The 15,751-nt window shown below is 69.8% G+C and carries 13 protein-coding genes; 11 read left to right on the forward strand and 2 right to left on the reverse strand.

What is annotated here, in order from left to right; genetic code table 11:
• Positions 1-4: 4 nt before the first annotated feature.
• Entirely contained in the window at positions 5-1,051 is a 1,047-nt protein-coding gene (locus Q7W82_RS07745; protein ID WP_242160351.1) for a sulfate/molybdate ABC transporter ATP-binding protein, read from the forward strand.
• Between the two features lie 297 nt (positions 1,052-1,348).
• Entirely contained in the window at positions 1,349-2,047 is a 699-nt protein-coding gene (locus Q7W82_RS07750; protein ID WP_019796739.1) for a TorF family putative porin, read from the forward strand.
• A gap of 84 nt (positions 2,048-2,131) precedes the next feature.
• Here Q7W82_RS07750 and tdh read toward each other — a convergent pair whose 3' ends face one another.
• Positions 2,132-3,163: an L-threonine 3-dehydrogenase gene (tdh, locus tag Q7W82_RS07755; protein ID WP_184502529.1), complete on the reverse strand. Its 1,032-nt coding sequence runs from the start codon at positions 3,161-3,163 to the stop codon at positions 2,132-2,134.
• A gap of 168 nt (positions 3,164-3,331) precedes the next feature.
• On the opposite strand from tdh, the gene Q7W82_RS07760 reads away from it, so the two are divergent.
• The 9 genes from Q7W82_RS07760 (at position 3,332) to Q7W82_RS07800 (ending at position 14,518) form a co-directional block, all read left to right on the forward strand.
• Positions 3,332-5,491 (forward strand): S46 family peptidase, encoded by a 2,160-nt coding sequence (locus Q7W82_RS07760; RefSeq protein WP_242160352.1) that lies wholly within the window; start codon positions 3,332-3,334, stop codon positions 5,489-5,491.
• Between the two features lie 166 nt (positions 5,492-5,657).
• On the forward strand, positions 5,658-6,302 hold the full coding sequence (locus Q7W82_RS07765) for a histidine phosphatase family protein (RefSeq protein ID WP_010341361.1): 645 nt from the start codon (positions 5,658-5,660) through the stop codon (positions 6,300-6,302).
• Positions 6,303-6,769: 467 nt separating this feature from the next.
• Positions 6,770-8,029, forward strand: coding sequence for a bifunctional tetrahydrofolate synthase/dihydrofolate synthase (gene folC / locus Q7W82_RS07770; protein WP_242160353.1), 1,260 nt, complete (start codon positions 6,770-6,772; stop codon positions 8,027-8,029).
• A 68-nt stretch (positions 8,030-8,097) separates the two neighbouring features.
• Positions 8,098-9,183: an SPOR domain-containing protein gene (locus tag Q7W82_RS07775; protein WP_242160354.1), complete on the forward strand. Its 1,086-nt coding sequence runs from the start codon at positions 8,098-8,100 to the stop codon at positions 9,181-9,183.
• Positions 9,184-9,278: 95 nt separating this feature from the next.
• Positions 9,279-10,040 (forward strand): CvpA family protein, encoded by a 762-nt coding sequence (locus tag Q7W82_RS07780; RefSeq protein ID WP_242160355.1) that lies wholly within the window; start codon positions 9,279-9,281, stop codon positions 10,038-10,040.
• 28 nt (positions 10,041-10,068) lie between these two features.
• Positions 10,069-11,535 (forward strand): amidophosphoribosyltransferase, encoded by a 1,467-nt coding sequence (gene purF, locus Q7W82_RS07785; protein ID WP_242160356.1) that lies wholly within the window; start codon positions 10,069-10,071, stop codon positions 11,533-11,535.
• A 39-nt stretch (positions 11,536-11,574) separates the two neighbouring features.
• Positions 11,575-12,411 (forward strand): ferritin-like domain-containing protein, encoded by an 837-nt coding sequence (locus Q7W82_RS07790; RefSeq protein ID WP_242160357.1) that lies wholly within the window; start codon positions 11,575-11,577, stop codon positions 12,409-12,411.
• Between the two features lie 235 nt (positions 12,412-12,646).
• A complete protein-coding gene (locus tag Q7W82_RS07795; RefSeq protein ID WP_242160358.1) occupies positions 12,647-13,891 on the forward strand; it encodes a zinc-dependent metalloprotease in 1,245 nt (414 codons plus the stop codon).
• A 141-nt stretch (positions 13,892-14,032) separates the two neighbouring features.
• Entirely contained in the window at positions 14,033-14,518 is a 486-nt protein-coding gene (locus tag Q7W82_RS07800) for a hypothetical protein (protein WP_353949513.1), read from the forward strand.
• A gap of 316 nt (positions 14,519-14,834) precedes the next feature.
• Here the strand turns inward: Q7W82_RS07800 and lpxH are convergent, their stop codons facing one another.
• Positions 14,835-15,572 carry a UDP-2,3-diacylglucosamine diphosphatase gene (gene lpxH / locus Q7W82_RS07805; protein WP_242160360.1) on the reverse strand — a complete coding sequence of 246 codons (738 nt, stop codon included), beginning with the start codon at positions 15,570-15,572 and terminating at the stop codon, positions 14,835-14,837.
• Positions 15,573-15,751 lie beyond the last annotated feature (179 nt).

Below are 15,751 nucleotides of genomic sequence, written 5' to 3' on the forward strand. Positions count from 1 at the left end.
TGCCATGAGCATCCGCGTACAACACCTGGGCAAGCACTTCGGCGATTTCGCCGCGCTCGACGACGTCGGCCTGGACATCGGCCAGGGCGAACTGCTGGCGCTGCTGGGGCCGTCCGGCTCCGGCAAGACCACGCTGCTGCGGGTGATCGCCGGGCTGGAACATGCCGATCGCGGGCGCGTGCTGATCCACGACGAGGACGCCACCGCACTGTCGGTGCAGGCGCGCCGGGTCGGCTTCGTGTTCCAGCACTACGCCTTGTTCAAGCACATGAGCGTGTACGAAAACATCGCCTTCGGCCTGCGCGTGCGCCGCGAGGCGCGCTGGACCGAGGCGCGCATCCGCGCGCGGGTGCAGGAGCTGCTGGCGCTGGTGCAGTTGCACGACCTGGAGCGGCGCTACCCGGCGCAGCTGTCCGGCGGCCAGCGCCAGCGCGTGGCGCTGGCGCGCGCGCTGGCGATCGAGCCGCGCGTGCTGCTGCTCGACGAACCGTTCGGCGCGCTCGACGCGCAGGTCCGCCGCGACCTGCGGCGCTGGTTGCGCGAGCTGCACGAACGCACCGGCCTGACCACGGTGTTCGTCACCCACGACCAGGAAGAGGCGCTGGAGCTGGCCGACCGCGTGGCGATCCTCAACCGCGGCCGGATCGCGCAGGTCGGCAGCCCCGCGCAGGTCTACGAGCAGCCGGCCTCGCCCTTCGTGTACGCCTTCGTCGGCGCGGTGAACCGCTTGCCGGCACGCCTGCACGATGGTGCCGTGCAGGTCGCCGGGCTGGCCTTGCCGGCACCGCCGACGTCGCTGGCCAGCGGCCCGGTCGAGCTGTATGTGCGGCCGGAAGATCTGGCACCGGGCAGCGAAGGCTGGGCGGCGACGGTGCTGTCGATCCAGCGCAGCGGCCCGCGCCTGCGCCTGCGCGCGCAGCTGGCGCACGGCCGCGACGAGGTGGAGGTGGAGGTGGAACTGCCGGCGGGCGAGGGGGCGCACGACTACGCGCCGGGCCAGCCACTGCATCTGCGCGCGCGCCGGTTCGGGGTGTTCGCCGCCCCTGCCTGAGGCGTGATCGGGGCAGGCCATGTCCTATTTGCCGCGCATGACGGTGGCGGTCGCTGCCGCGTGGCGGCGCGGTGCGGGTCGGGACCGGGGCTGGTCAGTACCGGGGCTGGTCAGTACCGGGCAATCAGGACACGTTGGCGATGTCCGCGCTTGGCGCGCATCCCTGGATGCCGGACACGCCGGGACCTCGGTCGGAACGAAAGTTGTTGCGCTGCAAGGTAAAAGCAGTTAAAAAATCGTGAAGGCGCGCCGCGCCCCACGTTGCAACCACCCTCGTCAACCGCAGGAGAATGACCGGTGAACAAGACCACTCTCGCCCTGGCCCTCGCACTGGCCGCTTCGCCGCTCACCGTCCTGGCCCAGGACGAGCCCACCTCGCCGATCACCGGCTCCTACGGCGTGGTCAGCGACTACGTGTTCCGTGGCGTCTCCCAGACCGACAAGGGCCCGGCGTTCCAGGCCGGCCTCACCTACACCTCGCCGTTCGGCCTGTACGTGGGCGCCTGGGGCTCCAACGTCGACTTCGGCGCTGGCGATCCGGATTGGGAAACCGATGGCTTCGTCGGCTACAACGTCGATTTCTCCCCGGACTGGAACTTCGACGTGATGGTCAACCGCTACGGCTACCCGGGCGCCGGCCGGTTGAACTACAACGAGCTGATCACCAAGACCAAGTTCCTCAAGACCTACACCCTGACCGTGGCCTACACCGACAACGTGTACAACCTGGACAAGGACAGCTTCTACTACGCGCTGGACGGGAACTGGTCGCTGCCGCAGGGCTTCAGCGTCGGCGCGCACGTCGGCCGCACCACCTACGAAAGCGCGCTGACCGCGTACCAGGACTACACCGACTACAACGTCAGCGTGGGCAAGATGGTCGGCCCGCTGGCGCTGAGCGTGGGTTACTACGACACCGACAACAAGGGTCCGGAGAACTTCACCGAGCGCCTGGCCGGTCACCGCGTCGTGGTCTCGGGCACGATCGCGTTCTGATCGCATCGCCGCCGTGAAACGACGAAGGGCGCCGCAAGGCGCCCTTCGTGTTTTCCGGCAACGCCGCGCTGCGCGGCGGACGCCTCACCAGCTCAGCACGACCTTGCCGGCCTTGCCTTCTTCCATCAGGTCGAAGCCCTTCTGGAATTCGTCGATGGTCAACTGATGGGTCAGCACCTTGCCCAGCGGGAAGCCGGACAGCACCAGCTGGGTCATCTTGTACCAGGTCTCGTACATCTTGCGGCCGTAGATGCCCTGCACGGTCAGGCCCTTGAAGATGATCTTGTCCCAGTCCGCGCCGGCGCCGCGCGGCATGATGCCGAGCATGGCGATCTTGCCGCCGTGGTACATGCAGTCGAGCATGTCGTTGAAGGCGCGCGGGTTGCCGCTCATCTCCAGGCCCACGTCGAAGCCTTCCATGTGCAGGTCGGCCATGACGTCCTTGAGCGAGGTGTTGGCGACGTTGACCACCCGCGTGGCGCCCATGTCCGCGGCCAGCTTCAGGCGGAAATCGTTGACGTCGGTGACCACCACGTTGCGCGCGCCGATGTGCTTGCAGATGCCCGCGGCGATGATGCCGATCGGGCCGGCGCCGGTGATCAGCACGTCCTCGCCGATCACGTCGAACTCCAGCGCGCAGTGCGCGGCGTTGCCGTAGGGGTCGAAGAACGCGGCCAGCTCGGAGGGGATCTGGTCGGGGATCGGCCACAGGTTCGAGGCCGGCATCACCATGTACTCGGCGAAGGCGCCGTTGATGTTGACGCCGATGCCCACCGTGTTCGGGCACAGGTGCGGGCGCCCGCCGCGGCAGTTGCGGCAGTGGCCGCAGACGATGTGGCCTTCGGCCGACACGCGCTGGCCGACCTCGTAGCCGGTGACCGCCGAGCCGAGCTGGGCGATGCGGCCGACGAATTCGTGGCCGATGGTCAGGCCGGGCTTGATGGTGCGCTGGCTCCACTCGTCCCACAGGTAGATGTGCAGGTCGGTGCCGCAGATCGCGGTCTTTTCCAGCTTGATCAGCACGTCGTTGGGGCCGGGGACCGGCACCGGCACCTGTTCCAGCCAGATGCCTTTGGCGGCGTCGCGCTTGACCAGCGCCTTCATTGTTTGCGCCATGTCGGTGCAGATTCGATGGGAAGAGGGCGCGCAGTATAAGCGCCCGGCCGGCGTGCCCATGTTGCGGCGCGGTCAGGACATGACATGTCCCAGGGTGCCATTGGTCACGGTCCGGGCGCTTGGTGACAGCCGTTACACTCTAACGTCTGTCATCAAGGAAACCGCTCGATGCGTTCGAATTCGTTGGCTGTCGCCATCGCCGCCGTCGCCGCCCTGTCCGGCGCCTCCGTCGCCCATGCCGGCGAGGGCATGTGGGTCCCGCAGCAATTGCCGGACATCGCCGGACCACTGCAGCAGGCCGGCCTGAAGCTGTCGCCGCAGCAACTGTCCGATCTCACCGGCGACCCGATGGGCGCGGTGGTCTCGCTGGGCGGCTGCACCGCCAGCTTCGTCTCGCCGCAGGGCCTGGTGGTGACCAACCACCACTGCGCCTATGGCGCGATCCAGCTCAACTCGACCGCGCAGAAGAACCTGATCCGCGACGGCTTCAGCGCCGCCAGCCAGGGTGCGGAACTCAGTGCCGGTCCGAACGCGCGCATCTATGTGCTCGACCGCATCACCGACGTCACCGCGCAGGCCAAGGCGGCGATGGCCGCCGCCGGCAACGACGCGCTCAAGCGCACGCAGGCGCTGGAGGATTTCGACAAGGCGCAGGTCGCCGCCTGCGAAGCCGACGCCGGCTACCGCTGCGAGCTGTACAGCTTCTCCGGCGGCAACACCTATCGCCTGTTCCGCACCCTGGAAATCCGCGACGTGCGCCTGGCCTACGCGCCGCCGTCGGGCATCGGCAAGTTCGGCGGCGACGTCGACAACTGGATGTGGCCGCGCCACACCGGCGACTTCTCGTTCTACCGTGCCTACGTCGGCAAGGACGGCAAGCCGGCCGCCTACGCCAAGGACAACGTGCCGTACCAGCCCAAGCACTTCCTGAAGTTCGCCGACCAGCCGCTCGGCGCCGGCGATTTCGTCATGGTGGCCGGCTATCCGGGCCGCACCAACCGCTATGCGCTGGCGTCCGAGTTCGACGCCACCGCCAACTGGGGGTATCCCACCGCCGCGCGCCAGTACCGCGACCTGATCGCCCTGGTCGAGCAGGCCGGCAAGCAGAACCCGGACATCCAGGTGAAGTACGCCGCGACCATGGCCAGCTGGAACAACGTGGCCAAGAACTACGAAGGTCAGTTGGAAGGCTTCAAGCGCATCGACGCGGCGGCCAAGAAGCACGCCGAGGAAGATGCGGTGCTGGCCTGGCTCAAGCGCCAGGGCGGCGAGGGCAAGGCCGCGCTGCAGGCGCACGCGCAACTGCTGGCGCTGGGCGAGCAGGCCAAGGCCACCCGCGACCGCGACCTGGTGCTGCGGCAGATGCAGCGGACCGGGGCGCTCGGCAGCGCGGTCATGCTGTACCGCCTGTCGATCGAACGCGCCAAGCCGGATGCCGCGCGCGAGCCCGGCTACCAGGAGCGCGACCTTCCCGAGATCGAGGGCGCGATGAAGCAGATGGAGCGCCGCTACGTCGCCTCCATGGACAGCCAGTTGCAGCGCTACTGGTTCGACCAGTATCTGAAGCTGCCGAAGGCGCAGCGCCTGCCGGCGCTGGACCAGTGGCTGGCCGGTGCCGACGCGCAGGCCGCCGCCACGCGCCTGGCCGGCACGCAACTGGGCAACACCGACGCGCGCCTGAAGTGGCTGCACGCCGATCGCGCCGCGTTCGAAGCCAGCGACGACCCGGCGCTGCGCTATGCGGTGGCGCTGATGCCGACCCTGCTGCAGATCGAGCAGGACCAGAAGCGCCGCGAGGGCGAGGAACTGCTGGCGCGGCCGCGCTACCTGCAGGCCGTGGCCGACTACAAGAAGAGCCAGGGCGAGTTCGTGTATCCCGACGCCAACTCCTCGCTGCGCATCACCTTCGGCAACGTCAAGGGCTATTCGCCCAAGGACGGCGTGGAATACACCCCGTTCACCACGCTGGAAGGCGTGGTCGCCAAGGACACCGGCGTGGAGCCGTTCGATTCGCCCAAGGCGCTGCTGGAGGCGGCCAAGGCCAAGCGCTACGGCGGGCTGGAGGACAAGCGGCTGGGTACGGTGCCGGTCAACTTCCTGTCCGACCTGGACATCACCGGCGGCAACTCCGGCTCGCCGGTGATGGACGCGCACGGCAAGCTGGTCGGCCTGGCCTTCGACGGCAACTGGGAGTCGGTGAGTTCGAACTGGGTGTTCGACCCGGCGATGACCCGCATGATCGCCGTCGACGCGCGCTACCTGCACTGGATCATGCAGGAAGTGGCGCCGGCGCCGCGGCTGCTGAAGGAGTTGAACCTGGCCAAGTGAGCCAGGCCCGACGGGCGGCGGCCACGGCCGCCGTCCGCCTGTCCGCCGCGGTCAACGCCGCGGCGGGGCACGGGGATGCGGCGCAGGGTTTCCGGCGACGGAGCGGGTATCATGCCGCTCCGTTTTCGTTTGCGAGACGGGCCCTTCCCCCCAAGGAATCCAGCGCATGCGCATTCTGCTCGCCCGCCATGGCGAAACCCCGTGGAACGCCGAAGGCCGTTACCAGGGCCAGATCGACATCCCGCTGTCGCCGGTCGGCGACGCCCAGGCGCAGGCGCTGGGCGCACGCCTGCGCGAGGTCCCGCTGACCCGCGCCGTGGCCTCGCCGCTGGCCCGCGCGCAACGCACCGCGCGCTTCGCGCTGGGGCCCGAGCGCGAGGCGCTGCTGCAGACCGATCCGGACCTGCAGGAAATCGCCCATGGCGAGTGGGAAGGCCTGCTGGCCAGCGAGATCCACGAGAAGGATCCGGCGCGTCTGCGCGCCTGGCGCGAGGAGCCGGACACGGTGCTGATGCCGGGCGGCGAGTCGCTGCGGCAGGTGCTGGAGCGCTCCTGGCGCGGCTTGGCCCGCGCCGCCGAGGGCCTGGGCGAACACGACACGCTGCTGGTGGTGGCGCACGATGCGGTCAACCGCGTAATTCTGTGCCGGGTGCTGGGCCTGCCGATCGCGCGGCTGTGGAGTTTCCGCCAGGCGCCGACCACGCTGAACCTGCTGGAAGGGCCGGACGTGGAGCATCTGGAGGTGGTGCGGCTGAACGATTGCGCGCATCACACGCCATTCTTCGGTGAGGCGAAGCATCGGGCGCTGTAGGACGGACATGATGCGCGGATAGCGTGCGCCGTCCCATCTTTGGGCTGATTTGTTTCACTTCCGATGCGAGCCTCTGGGCCGTTGCCGTTGCCGTTGCCGTTGCTTTGCTTTTCGGGATCCCGTGAGCCGCGGCACTTGGCCTGGGCGAAAACCCCGAAGGGGCGGCGCGCAGGAAGCGCGCCGTTTTTCGCCGGCACATGGATGTGCCGTCGAAAAATGCCCAGGCCAAGTGCGAACCCGGAGCGCGCAGCGCGGAGGGCGCGGCGCCCGGGTGTGCTTGACCAGCCATTCGGCTGATAAAGCGCGTCTTTTGGTTACTTTTCTTTGCACAAGCAAAGAAGTGCTTCTCAGCAGCCGGAGGCTGATCAAAGTGACTCGCGCGTCAGCGCGAAAGCTGTCGCTTCCAAAGCTGTTGCTTCTGACAAAGGCGAGCGAGCGCGCTTGCCTGAAAGGCTAGAAATACACAAATGAACACCCTCCCCGAATGGCTCGCCTACATCGAGCGCCAACATCCCCAGGACATCGCCATGGGCCTGGAGCGGGTGCGCACGGTTGCCGCGCGCATGCGCCTGACCAAGCCGGCCAAGCATGTCATCACCGTCGGCGGTACCAACGGCAAAGGCTCGACCGTCGCCTTCATCGAGGCGATCGCACGCGCCGCCGGCTGGCGCGTGGGCAGCTACACCTCGCCGCACCTGCTGCGCTACAACGAGCGCGTGCGCCTCGACGGCGAAGAGGCCAGCGATGCCGACCTGGTCACCGCCTTTGCGGCAGTGGAGGCCGCGCGCGCCGATACCGCGCTGACCTATTTCGAATACGGCACGCTGGCGGCGCTGTGGCTGTTCCAGCAGGCCACGTTGGATCTGGCCGTGCTGGAAGTCGGGCTCGGCGGCCGCCTCGATGCGGTGAACCTGGTCGATGCCGACGTGGCGGTGATCACCACCGTGGACATCGACCACACCGATTGGCTCGGCAACGACCGCGAGGCGATCGGTGCGGAGAAGGCCGGCATCGCGCGGCCGTGGAAGCCGCTGGTGCTGGGCGAGATCGATCCGCCCTCCAGCGTGCTGCGCCGCGCCTACGCGATCGGTGCCAATGCGTTGCGCGCCGGCAGCGACTTCTTCCACGAGCCGATCGACGCCGAGCGCTGGCGCTGGCGCGACGTCGGCACCGAACTGCAGTTGCCGCTGCCGCAACTGCGTGCGCCGGTGCAGCGCGCCAACGCCGCCACCGCCATCGCCGCCCTGCGCGCGCTGCGCCGGTCGCTGCCGCGCAGCGCCTACGCCGAGGGCATCGCCGCCGCACGCCTGCGCGGGCGCCTGCAGCCGTGCGTGCGCGACGGCGTGGAGGTGCTGGTCGACGTCGGCCACAACCCGCAGGCGGCGCGCGAGCTGGCCGCCGCGCTGCAGGCGCAGCCGGTCGCCGGCCGCACCTGCGCGGTGTTCGCGGCGCTGGCCGACAAGGACGCCGCCGGCGTGGTGGAGGCACTGGCCGCGCAGGTCGATGCCTGGCACCTGGCGGGGTTGGGCGGCAACCGCGGCCAGAGCGCTGCGCAGTTGCGCGCGCGGCTGGCGGGCACGGCCGCCGCCGAGGCGGGCGTCGCCGAGAGGGTGGCGCAGGCTCTGCAGGCGGCGCTGGCGCAGGCACGACCGGGCGACCGGGTGCTGGTGTTCGGTTCGTTCCATACCGCCGCCGAGGCCTTGCACTGGCTGCATTCAGCCGGCTGATCCCGCCCCCGGGCGGGCCGACCTTATAATCGCGACGGCACTCCGCCACGCCGCCCCTCACCCTTTCCGTGGATACCGTCCTGAAACAGCGATTGATTGGCGCCCTCGTCCTGGTAGCGCTCGCCGTGATCTTCCTGCCGATGCTGGTGAAGGGGCCTGCGCCCGACAGCGGCGTGGCCAATGTGCCGCTGAAGGCGCCCGAGGCGCCGGCCGACGGCCAGTTCGAGACCCGCGAACTGCCGCTGGTGACCCCGGGCGATGCGCCCAGCGGCGGGGCAGTGGGCATGACCAAGACGCCGGGCGCCACGCCCGCGCCGGCGCCGGTCCAGAACAATCCCGATGCCGCCGACCTGGCCGATCCGGCCGCCGGCAGCGCCGCGCAGCCGCTGCCGCCGAGCGTGGCCGCCGGCAACTACGCGGTGAACTTCGGTGCGTATGCCACCGCCGCCGATGCCGATGCGGTGATCGCGCGGCTCAAGCAGGCGCAACTGCCGGGCTTCCGCGAGCAGGCCACGATCGGCGGGCGCCAGGCCTGGCGGGTGCGGATCGGGCCGTATGCCGATCGCGCCCAGGCCGAATCGGTGCGCCTGCAGGCGGTCAAGGTCCGCAACGACGTCAATGCCCAGGTGGTGACCCTGGATGCGGCGCCGAGCAACGCGACCCCGACCGGCGCCGCGCCGGCTGCCGCCAGCCATGTCGCCGCCGCCGCGCCCGCTGCCCCGGCCAAGACCGAGGCGCTGCCGCCGGAGCCGGCCAAGCCGGTCGCCACCACCAAGCCGGCGACACCGCCGGCGCCCAAGCCGGAACCGGCCAAGCCCGAACCCACCAAGCCCGAACCCACCAAGCCGGCGGCCCCTGCGGCCACCACGGCAGCGGCCAAGCCGGCGCCGAGCGTGCCGGCTGCGCCTGCGGCGTCCGGCACCGGCTTCGCCGTGCAGCTGGGCGCCTTCGGCAAGGCCGAGGACGCCAATGCCCTGCGCGACAAGGTGCGCGCCGCCGGCTTCAGCGCCTTCGTCGAACAGGTGCGCACCGACAAGGGCGCGCTGAACCGTGTACGGGTGGGGCCGGTCGCCAACCGTGCCGACGCCGAGCAGTTGCGCGCCCAGGTGGCGGCCAAGGTCGGCATCAGCGGTATGGTACGTCCACATCCTTGATCGGGCCGCGGCCCATGGAGTAGCACGATGGTCCAGGGAAGGCAGGCGCGACGCGCGATCGGCGCGATGCAGCGGCTCGGCCGCGGGAGGCGCGCATGATCGACATGGTGCTGTTGACGGTGATCCTGGTCTCGGCCCTGCTCGGGGCCCTGCGTGGGTTCGTCGGCATCGTGGTCGGCACGCTGTCCTGGTTCCTGGCCGGTTGGGCCACGTTCCAGTTCGGCGGCAATACCGGGCGCTGGCTCGCCGATGGGGCGCGGCCGAGCATGAGCTACTACCTGGGCGGCTACGCGCTGACCTTCGTGACGGTGATGGCGGTGGTGGCCATCGTCGGCATGGTGATCCGCACCGCGGTGCGCTCGACCGCGCTGTCGGGCACCGACCGCGCGCTCGGCTTCGGCCTGGGCACGGTGCGCGGCGGTTTCTTCGCCGCGGTGCTGGCCTTCCTGATGAGCTTCACGCCGCTGACCCGCGAGCCGGACTGGCAGCATTCGATGGTGCTGCCGGTGCTCAGCCCGGGGGTGGGCTGGATGCGCGCGCAGATGCCGGACTGGCGCATGCCGCAGATGCCGCAGTTGAACCTGTCGCAGATGCCGCAACTGAACGTGTCGCAGATGGATTTGGGCAACTTGCCCGCGGCAGGCGATAATGCCGCGCTGGGCAACGCCCTGCAGGCCAGCGGGCTGCAGGAGATGATGTCCAAGGCCCTGGGACGTCCCGGGGTACGGTCCGCGCAGCCCGGGAGCGATCCGTCGCAACTGATGCCCGCGAACATCGATCCGGCGCAGGCGCGTCCGGCGCAATTCGACCCGGCACGGGTCGAACCCAACGGCCAGGCACGGCCACCTTCCCAATAGCGGCGTTCCCGCCGCGGAGAGCGTTGACATGTGTGGCATCGTCGGAATCGTCGGCAACCAGAACGTGGCCGGGCAACTCTATGACGGCCTGGCCGTGCTGCAGCACCGCGGCCAGGACGCGGCGGGCATCGCCACCGCCGATGGCACCCGCCTGCGCGTGCAGAAGGCCAACGGCCTGGTCCGCGACGTCTTCGACGAGAAGCGCATGGCGGTGCTGGAAGGGCGCGTCGGCATCGCCCACTGCCGCTATCCGACCGCCGGATCCGAGGGCATGGACGAGGCGCAGCCGTTCTACGTGAATTCGCCGTACGGCATCGCGCTGGCCCACAACGGCAACCTGGTCAACACCGAGGCCTTGCGCCAGCAGGTGTTCGAGGCCGATCGCCGCAACATCAACACCGATTCGGACAGCGAAGTGCTGCTGAACGTGTTCGCCTACGAGCTGGACGCGCAGCGCATGCTGACCCCGGAAGCGGCGATCCGTGCGGTGGCCGGCGTGCACCGCCGCTGCAAGGGCGGCTACGCCGTGGTCAGCGTGGTGCTGGGGCTGGGCCTGGTCGCGTTCCGCGATCCGCACGGCATCCGCCCGCTGGTGCTGGGCAAGCGCGAGGGCGCGGAGGGCGACGAGTACATCGTCGCCTCCGAATCCTCGGCGCTGGACATCCTCGGCTTCACCCGCGTGCGCGACGTGCGTCCGGGCGAAGCGCTGGTCATCACCGGCCGCGGCGAGCTGTTCTCCGAGGTCTGCGCCTCGCCCACCGACCACACCCCGTGCATCTTCGAGTACGTGTACTTCGCGCGCCCGGACTCGATGATCGACAACGTCTCGGTGCACAAGGCGCGCATGCGCATGGGCATGAAGCTGGGCGAGAAGATCCTGCGCCTGCGCCCGGACCACGACATCGACACCATCATCCCGATCCCGGACACCTCGCGCGACGCCGCGCTGGAGATCTCCAACGTGCTCGGGGTGAAGTACCGCGAGGGCTTCGTCAAGAACCGCTACATCGGCCGCACCTTCATCATGCCGGGGCAGGGGGAGCGGGTGAAGTCGGTGCGCCGCAAGCTCAACCCGATCCACCTGGAATTCCGCAACCGCGTGGTGCTGCTGGTCGACGATTCGATCGTGCGCGGCACCACCAGCCGGCAGATCGTGCAGATGGCGCGCGACGCCGGCGCGCGTAAGGTGTACCTGGCCAGCGCCGCACCGCCGGTGCGCTATCCCAACATCTACGGCATCGACATGCCGGCCGCCGACGAACTGGTCGCGCACGGCCGCAGCGAGCAGGAGATCCAGGAATTCCTCGGCTGCGACTGGCTGATCTACCAGGATCTGGAAGACCTGGAGACCGCGGTGCGCGAAGGCAACCCGGAACTGAAGGCGTTCGACTCCTCGTGCTTCAACGGCCAGTACACCACCGGCATCGAGCCCGGCTATTTCGAGCGGATCATGCAGTTGCGCTCGGACGAGGCCAAGCGCAAGCGCCGTGCCTGAGCCCCGCGGCGCCAGTGCCCTGGCGCAGCGCATGCCTGCATGGGCGGGCCGGCCGCCGCTGGTGGCGCCGTGAACGGCGACCTGTACCAGGCCGCGCGTGCCTGCCTGGACGCGGCCGACCCCGACGAGAAAGTCGCGCTGACTCAGCGCCATGCCGCGGCTTGGCGCGATGGCGCGCTGGCGGTGCAGGCCGCCGCGCCGGCACCTGAGCCGATCCGCATGCCGGGACGGCCGCCACGGCCGCTGCTGGTGCACCCGCGCGAACTGCCGCGGCGCGGCCTCGGCAGCGCCGAGGGCCGCGCCGCCTTCATCCACGCCATTGCCCACATCGAACTCAACGCCATCGACCTGGCCTGGGACGCGGTCTACCGCTTCCGCGGCCTGCCGCCGGCGTTCTATGCCGATTGGGTGGCGGTGGCGGACGACGAATCGCGCCATTTCGTGCTGCTGCGCGACCGCCTGCGCGCGCTGGGCCACGCCTATGGCGATTTCGCCGCGCACAACGGCCTGTGGGAGATGTGCGAGAAGACCGCCCACGACGGCCTGGCGCGGATGGCGCTGGTGCCGCGGGTGCTGGAGGCGCGCGGCCTGGACGTGACCCCGGGCATGATCGCCAAGCTGCGCGCGCTCGGCGACGACGCCACCGCCGACATCCTGGAGATCATCCTGCGCGAGGAAGTGGCGCACGTGGCCGCCGGCTCGCGTTGGTACCGCTGGTACTGCGCGCAGGCCGGGATCGAGCCGCGCGCCCGCTTCGCCGCCCTGCTGCGCGAGTACGCCGGCGGCTATCTGCACGGCCCGTTCAACCTGCAGGCGCGCCTGCTGGCCGGGTTCGACGAGGACGAATTGCTGGCCCTGCAGCAGCAGGCCGGCTGAGGCGGTATCGCCCTGCGGGGCGGTGCACGCGTTGCGGCAACGCGCTGGTGTGGGCGGCATGACCGTCGGGATGCGTGCTTTCTGTGACGCCTATCTCCGAGCTGCGACCCCGCTGCATTTGGTGCTTGCGCTGAACGGTGGCTGAGCGGCTAATCGAACTCCCCCACGCGGCCTCCCCCGATCTGGCCGCGCGCGGGGCGACGTTCGTCCCTACTCACCACCCCAGGAGTCCGACATGAAGTCGATGTGCAGCCTGACCGCGATGCTTGCCCTGTGTGTCGCCGGTTCCGCCTCTGCGGCGGGAAAGCCCCTGTTCCAGAGCAGCCAGTACGTCTCCAAGTCCATCGCCGGCGAGCCCGCGCTGAGCCGCCTGCTGGCCAATCCCTCCACCGGCGCGGTGCAGCGGGTCGGCGTGGACGCCGCCGCCGTCACCGCCGGGCAGGCCCAGCTGGAACTGGACCTGCTGGGCAAGCGCGTCACCGCCACGCAGCTGAAGACCGAGCAGTTGGAAGGCGGCAACAGCATCTGGTACGGCAACCTCGGCAATGCCGCGGTGGCGCGGACCCGTGCGCCCTCCGGCCTGGACCCGCTGAACTCGGCGATCCTGGTGCGCAGCGGCGACACCATCACCGGCAGCATCCGCAGCAATGGCACGCTGTTCCACCTGCGGCCGATCACCGGCGGCGGCCATGTGCTGGTGGAGGTCGACGAACGGCGCATGCCGGCCGAGCATCCGGCCGACTACGCCCTGCTGCCGACGGTGCAGATGCCGCAGTCGGTGATCGACGAGCGGATGACCGCCGCCGGCGCCTCCTCCGGTTCGCCCGCGACCATCCGCGTGCTGGTGGTGGCGACCAACAAGGCGGTGACCAGCTACGGCGGCAACATGCAGTCGCTGGTGCAGTTGGCGGTGGCCGAGTCCAACCAGGGCTACAGCAACAGCAACGTCGGCATCACCATGCAGCTGGCCGGCTACGAGACCACCAACTACACCGAGTCCGGCGACTTCAACACCGACCTGACCCGCTTCCGCGGCACCAGCGACGGCTACATGGACAGCATCCATACCTCGCGCAACAGCACCGCGGCCGACGTCGGCGTGCTGATCATCGACAATTCCAGCTACTGCGGCCTGGCCTCGGGCATCGGCTCCACCGCTGCCACCGCGTTCGCGGCGGTGTACTGGGATTGCGCCACCGGCTACTACAGCTTCGCCCACGAGATCGGGCACCTGCAGAGCGCGCGCCACGACGTGGCCACCGACTCCAGCACCTCGCCGTACGCCTACGGCCACGGCTATCGCTATGGCAACAGCTGGCGCACGATCATGGCCTACAACTGCAGCAGCAGTTGCCCGCGACTGAACTACTGGTCCAACCCGAACGTGTCCTACAACGGGGTGCCGATGGGCAATGCCAGCAGCGCCGACAACCAGCGCGTGCTGGTCAACACCAAGGCGACGGTGGCCGGGTTCCGTTGAGCCGGCGCGCACGTGGTGCAGGCTGCATGCCTGCGCCACGCGCGGCGAAGACGGCCGGAGCGGGCGCGGCGGCGTCCGCTTCGGCTATGCTGGGAAGCGGCGCCGGCGCGGCCGGTGCCGACCGACTTCCTGGGAGCGACGATGTTCAAGCGCATGCGACTGCCGGCCGCGCTGCTGCTGGCGATGCTCAGCGCGGGCTGCGGCCCCGCCCCGGATCGGCAGACCGAGACTCCGTCGCCGACCGCCAAGACCGACGCGCCGCGGGCGACCCCGCCGGCCGACACCTTCGACGAAAACCGTGCGATGGACCTGCTGCAGGCGCGCCTGACCGCCGATCGCGCCTATCCCGACCTGCCGTGCCTGGGCTACGCCATCGAGAACGACGGGGACGATGCCGCCTCCGCGACCGCGTCTGCAGCGGCCGCCTCCAAGCCCGTCGCGCCGGCGGCGATCGAGATCGCGGTGCGCGAGAAACACGGCGACGGCTGCCCCGGCGACCCGCAGACCGAACCGGTTCGCGACCGCTTCCGCGTCGAGCGCTCCGGCGCGATTCGCTGGTACGACGTAGTGGACGGCGACTTCGTCGATTACGCGCAATGGCGGCAGCAGCAAGCCAGCGGCGGCTAGCCCTGAGCGACGTGGCTTCGCGCCCTGGCCGACGCGTGGTTGCCGCGGGACGCGGCAAGGAAATGCGGATGGATGGAGGCGACGCGCACGCGGACGAGGGCGACGTCGCGCGTCACTGCCACGCCGGTTGCGACGTTCCATGAGGCAGGCAGTGGCCAGCCGATGCGTCCAAGTGCCGGACTCGGCGGTCCCGCGGAATTCCGGGTCGGAGCGTAGTTCGGTCTTATCCTACGGTCGCGCGTTCGCCGCAGGAGAGTGCTGCGCCGGCGCTGCGTGCGCGTCGCCGCGTTGCGCGCGACGGCGCCGGAAGCGTGCGCTAGAGCTGTTGCAACTGGCAGCCCTGCGCGTCCACGCGCAGCACCGAGCCCTGTTCGTACCAGTCGCCGAGCACGATGCGGGTGCAGGCGCGGCCGTCCACGTCCAACGCATGCACCGCCGGCCGATGGGTGTGGCCATGGATCATCCGCGCCACGCCGTAGCGGGCGAAGGTGGCGGCGACTTCGGCCGGCGCCACGTCGGTGACGGTCTCGAACTGCGCACGATCGCCCTGTTTCAGGTCGGCCTGGCGCGCCTGGCTGGCGGCGCGCGCCTGTTGCGCGTAGGCGATGCGCGCGGCCAGCGGCTGCGCCAGGAACTGCTGTTGGAAGGCCGGGTCGCGGGTCTGCGCGCGGAACGCCTGGTAGGCGGTGTCGTCGGTGCACAGCAGGTCGCCGTGCAGCAGCAGGGTCGGCTCGCCGTACAGATCGATCACGCAGGGATCGGGCAGCAGGCGCAGGCCGGCGCGTTGCGCATAGTCGGCGCCGAGCAGGAAGTCGCGGTTGCCGTGCATGAAGAACACCGGCACCCCGGCCGCGTGCAGCGCGTGCAACTCCAGTGCCACCGCATCGGCGGCCTCGGACGGCGTGTCGTCGCCGATCCAGGCCTCGAACAGGTCGCCGAGGATGTACAGCGCCTCGGCCTGGCGCGTCTCCCCGCGCAGGAAATCCAGAAACAGCGCGGTGATCGCCGGCCGTGCCGGGTCCAGATGCAGGTCGGAGATGAACAGCGTGGTCATTTGGCCATTGTAGTACGGCCGGGATTGGGGATTCGGGATTTGGGATTGGATGGCAGCCGCGAGCGCAGGCGTTGCTAGGCTTTACGTAGGAGCGCGGCTTCAGCGGCGACCTTTGGCCTTCCATGCGTCGCGGCTGAAACCGCTCCTACACGGATCGCGGAGAGGGCCTGACGCCATCC

Origin of the sequence: Xanthomonas indica (genome assembly GCF_040529045.1) — a bacterium.
GTDB classification, from domain to species: Bacteria; Pseudomonadota; Gammaproteobacteria; order Xanthomonadales; family Xanthomonadaceae; genus Xanthomonas_A; species Xanthomonas_A indica.

Bases quoted from the DNA above. Each gene is read 5' to 3' on its own strand.
- purF (WP_242160356.1), top strand. From the start codon at position 10,069: ATGTGTGGCATCGTCGGAATCGTCGGCAACCAGAACGTGGCCGGGCAA.
- folC (WP_242160353.1), top strand. From the start codon at position 6,770: ATGAACACCCTCCCCGAATGGCTCGCCTACATCGAGCGCCAACATCCC.
- lpxH (WP_242160360.1), bottom strand. From the start codon at position 15,572: ATGACCACGCTGTTCATCTCCGACCTGCATCTGGACCCGGCACGGCCG.
- Q7W82_RS07795 (WP_242160358.1), top strand. From the start codon at position 12,647: ATGAAGTCGATGTGCAGCCTGACCGCGATGCTTGCCCTGTGTGTCGCC.
- Q7W82_RS07745 (WP_242160351.1), top strand. From the start codon at position 5: ATGAGCATCCGCGTACAACACCTGGGCAAGCACTTCGGCGATTTCGCC.
- Q7W82_RS07765 (WP_010341361.1), top strand. From the start codon at position 5,658: ATGCGCATTCTGCTCGCCCGCCATGGCGAAACCCCGTGGAACGCCGAA.
- Q7W82_RS07800 (WP_353949513.1), top strand. From the start codon at position 14,033: ATGTTCAAGCGCATGCGACTGCCGGCCGCGCTGCTGCTGGCGATGCTC.
- tdh (WP_184502529.1), bottom strand. From the start codon at position 3,163: ATGGCGCAAACAATGAAGGCGCTGGTCAAGCGCGACGCCGCCAAAGGC.
- Q7W82_RS07780 (WP_242160355.1), top strand. From the start codon at position 9,279: ATGATCGACATGGTGCTGTTGACGGTGATCCTGGTCTCGGCCCTGCTC.
- Q7W82_RS07760 (WP_242160352.1), top strand. From the start codon at position 3,332: ATGCGTTCGAATTCGTTGGCTGTCGCCATCGCCGCCGTCGCCGCCCTG.
- Q7W82_RS07790 (WP_242160357.1), top strand. From the start codon at position 11,575: ATGGGCGGGCCGGCCGCCGCTGGTGGCGCCGTGAACGGCGACCTGTAC.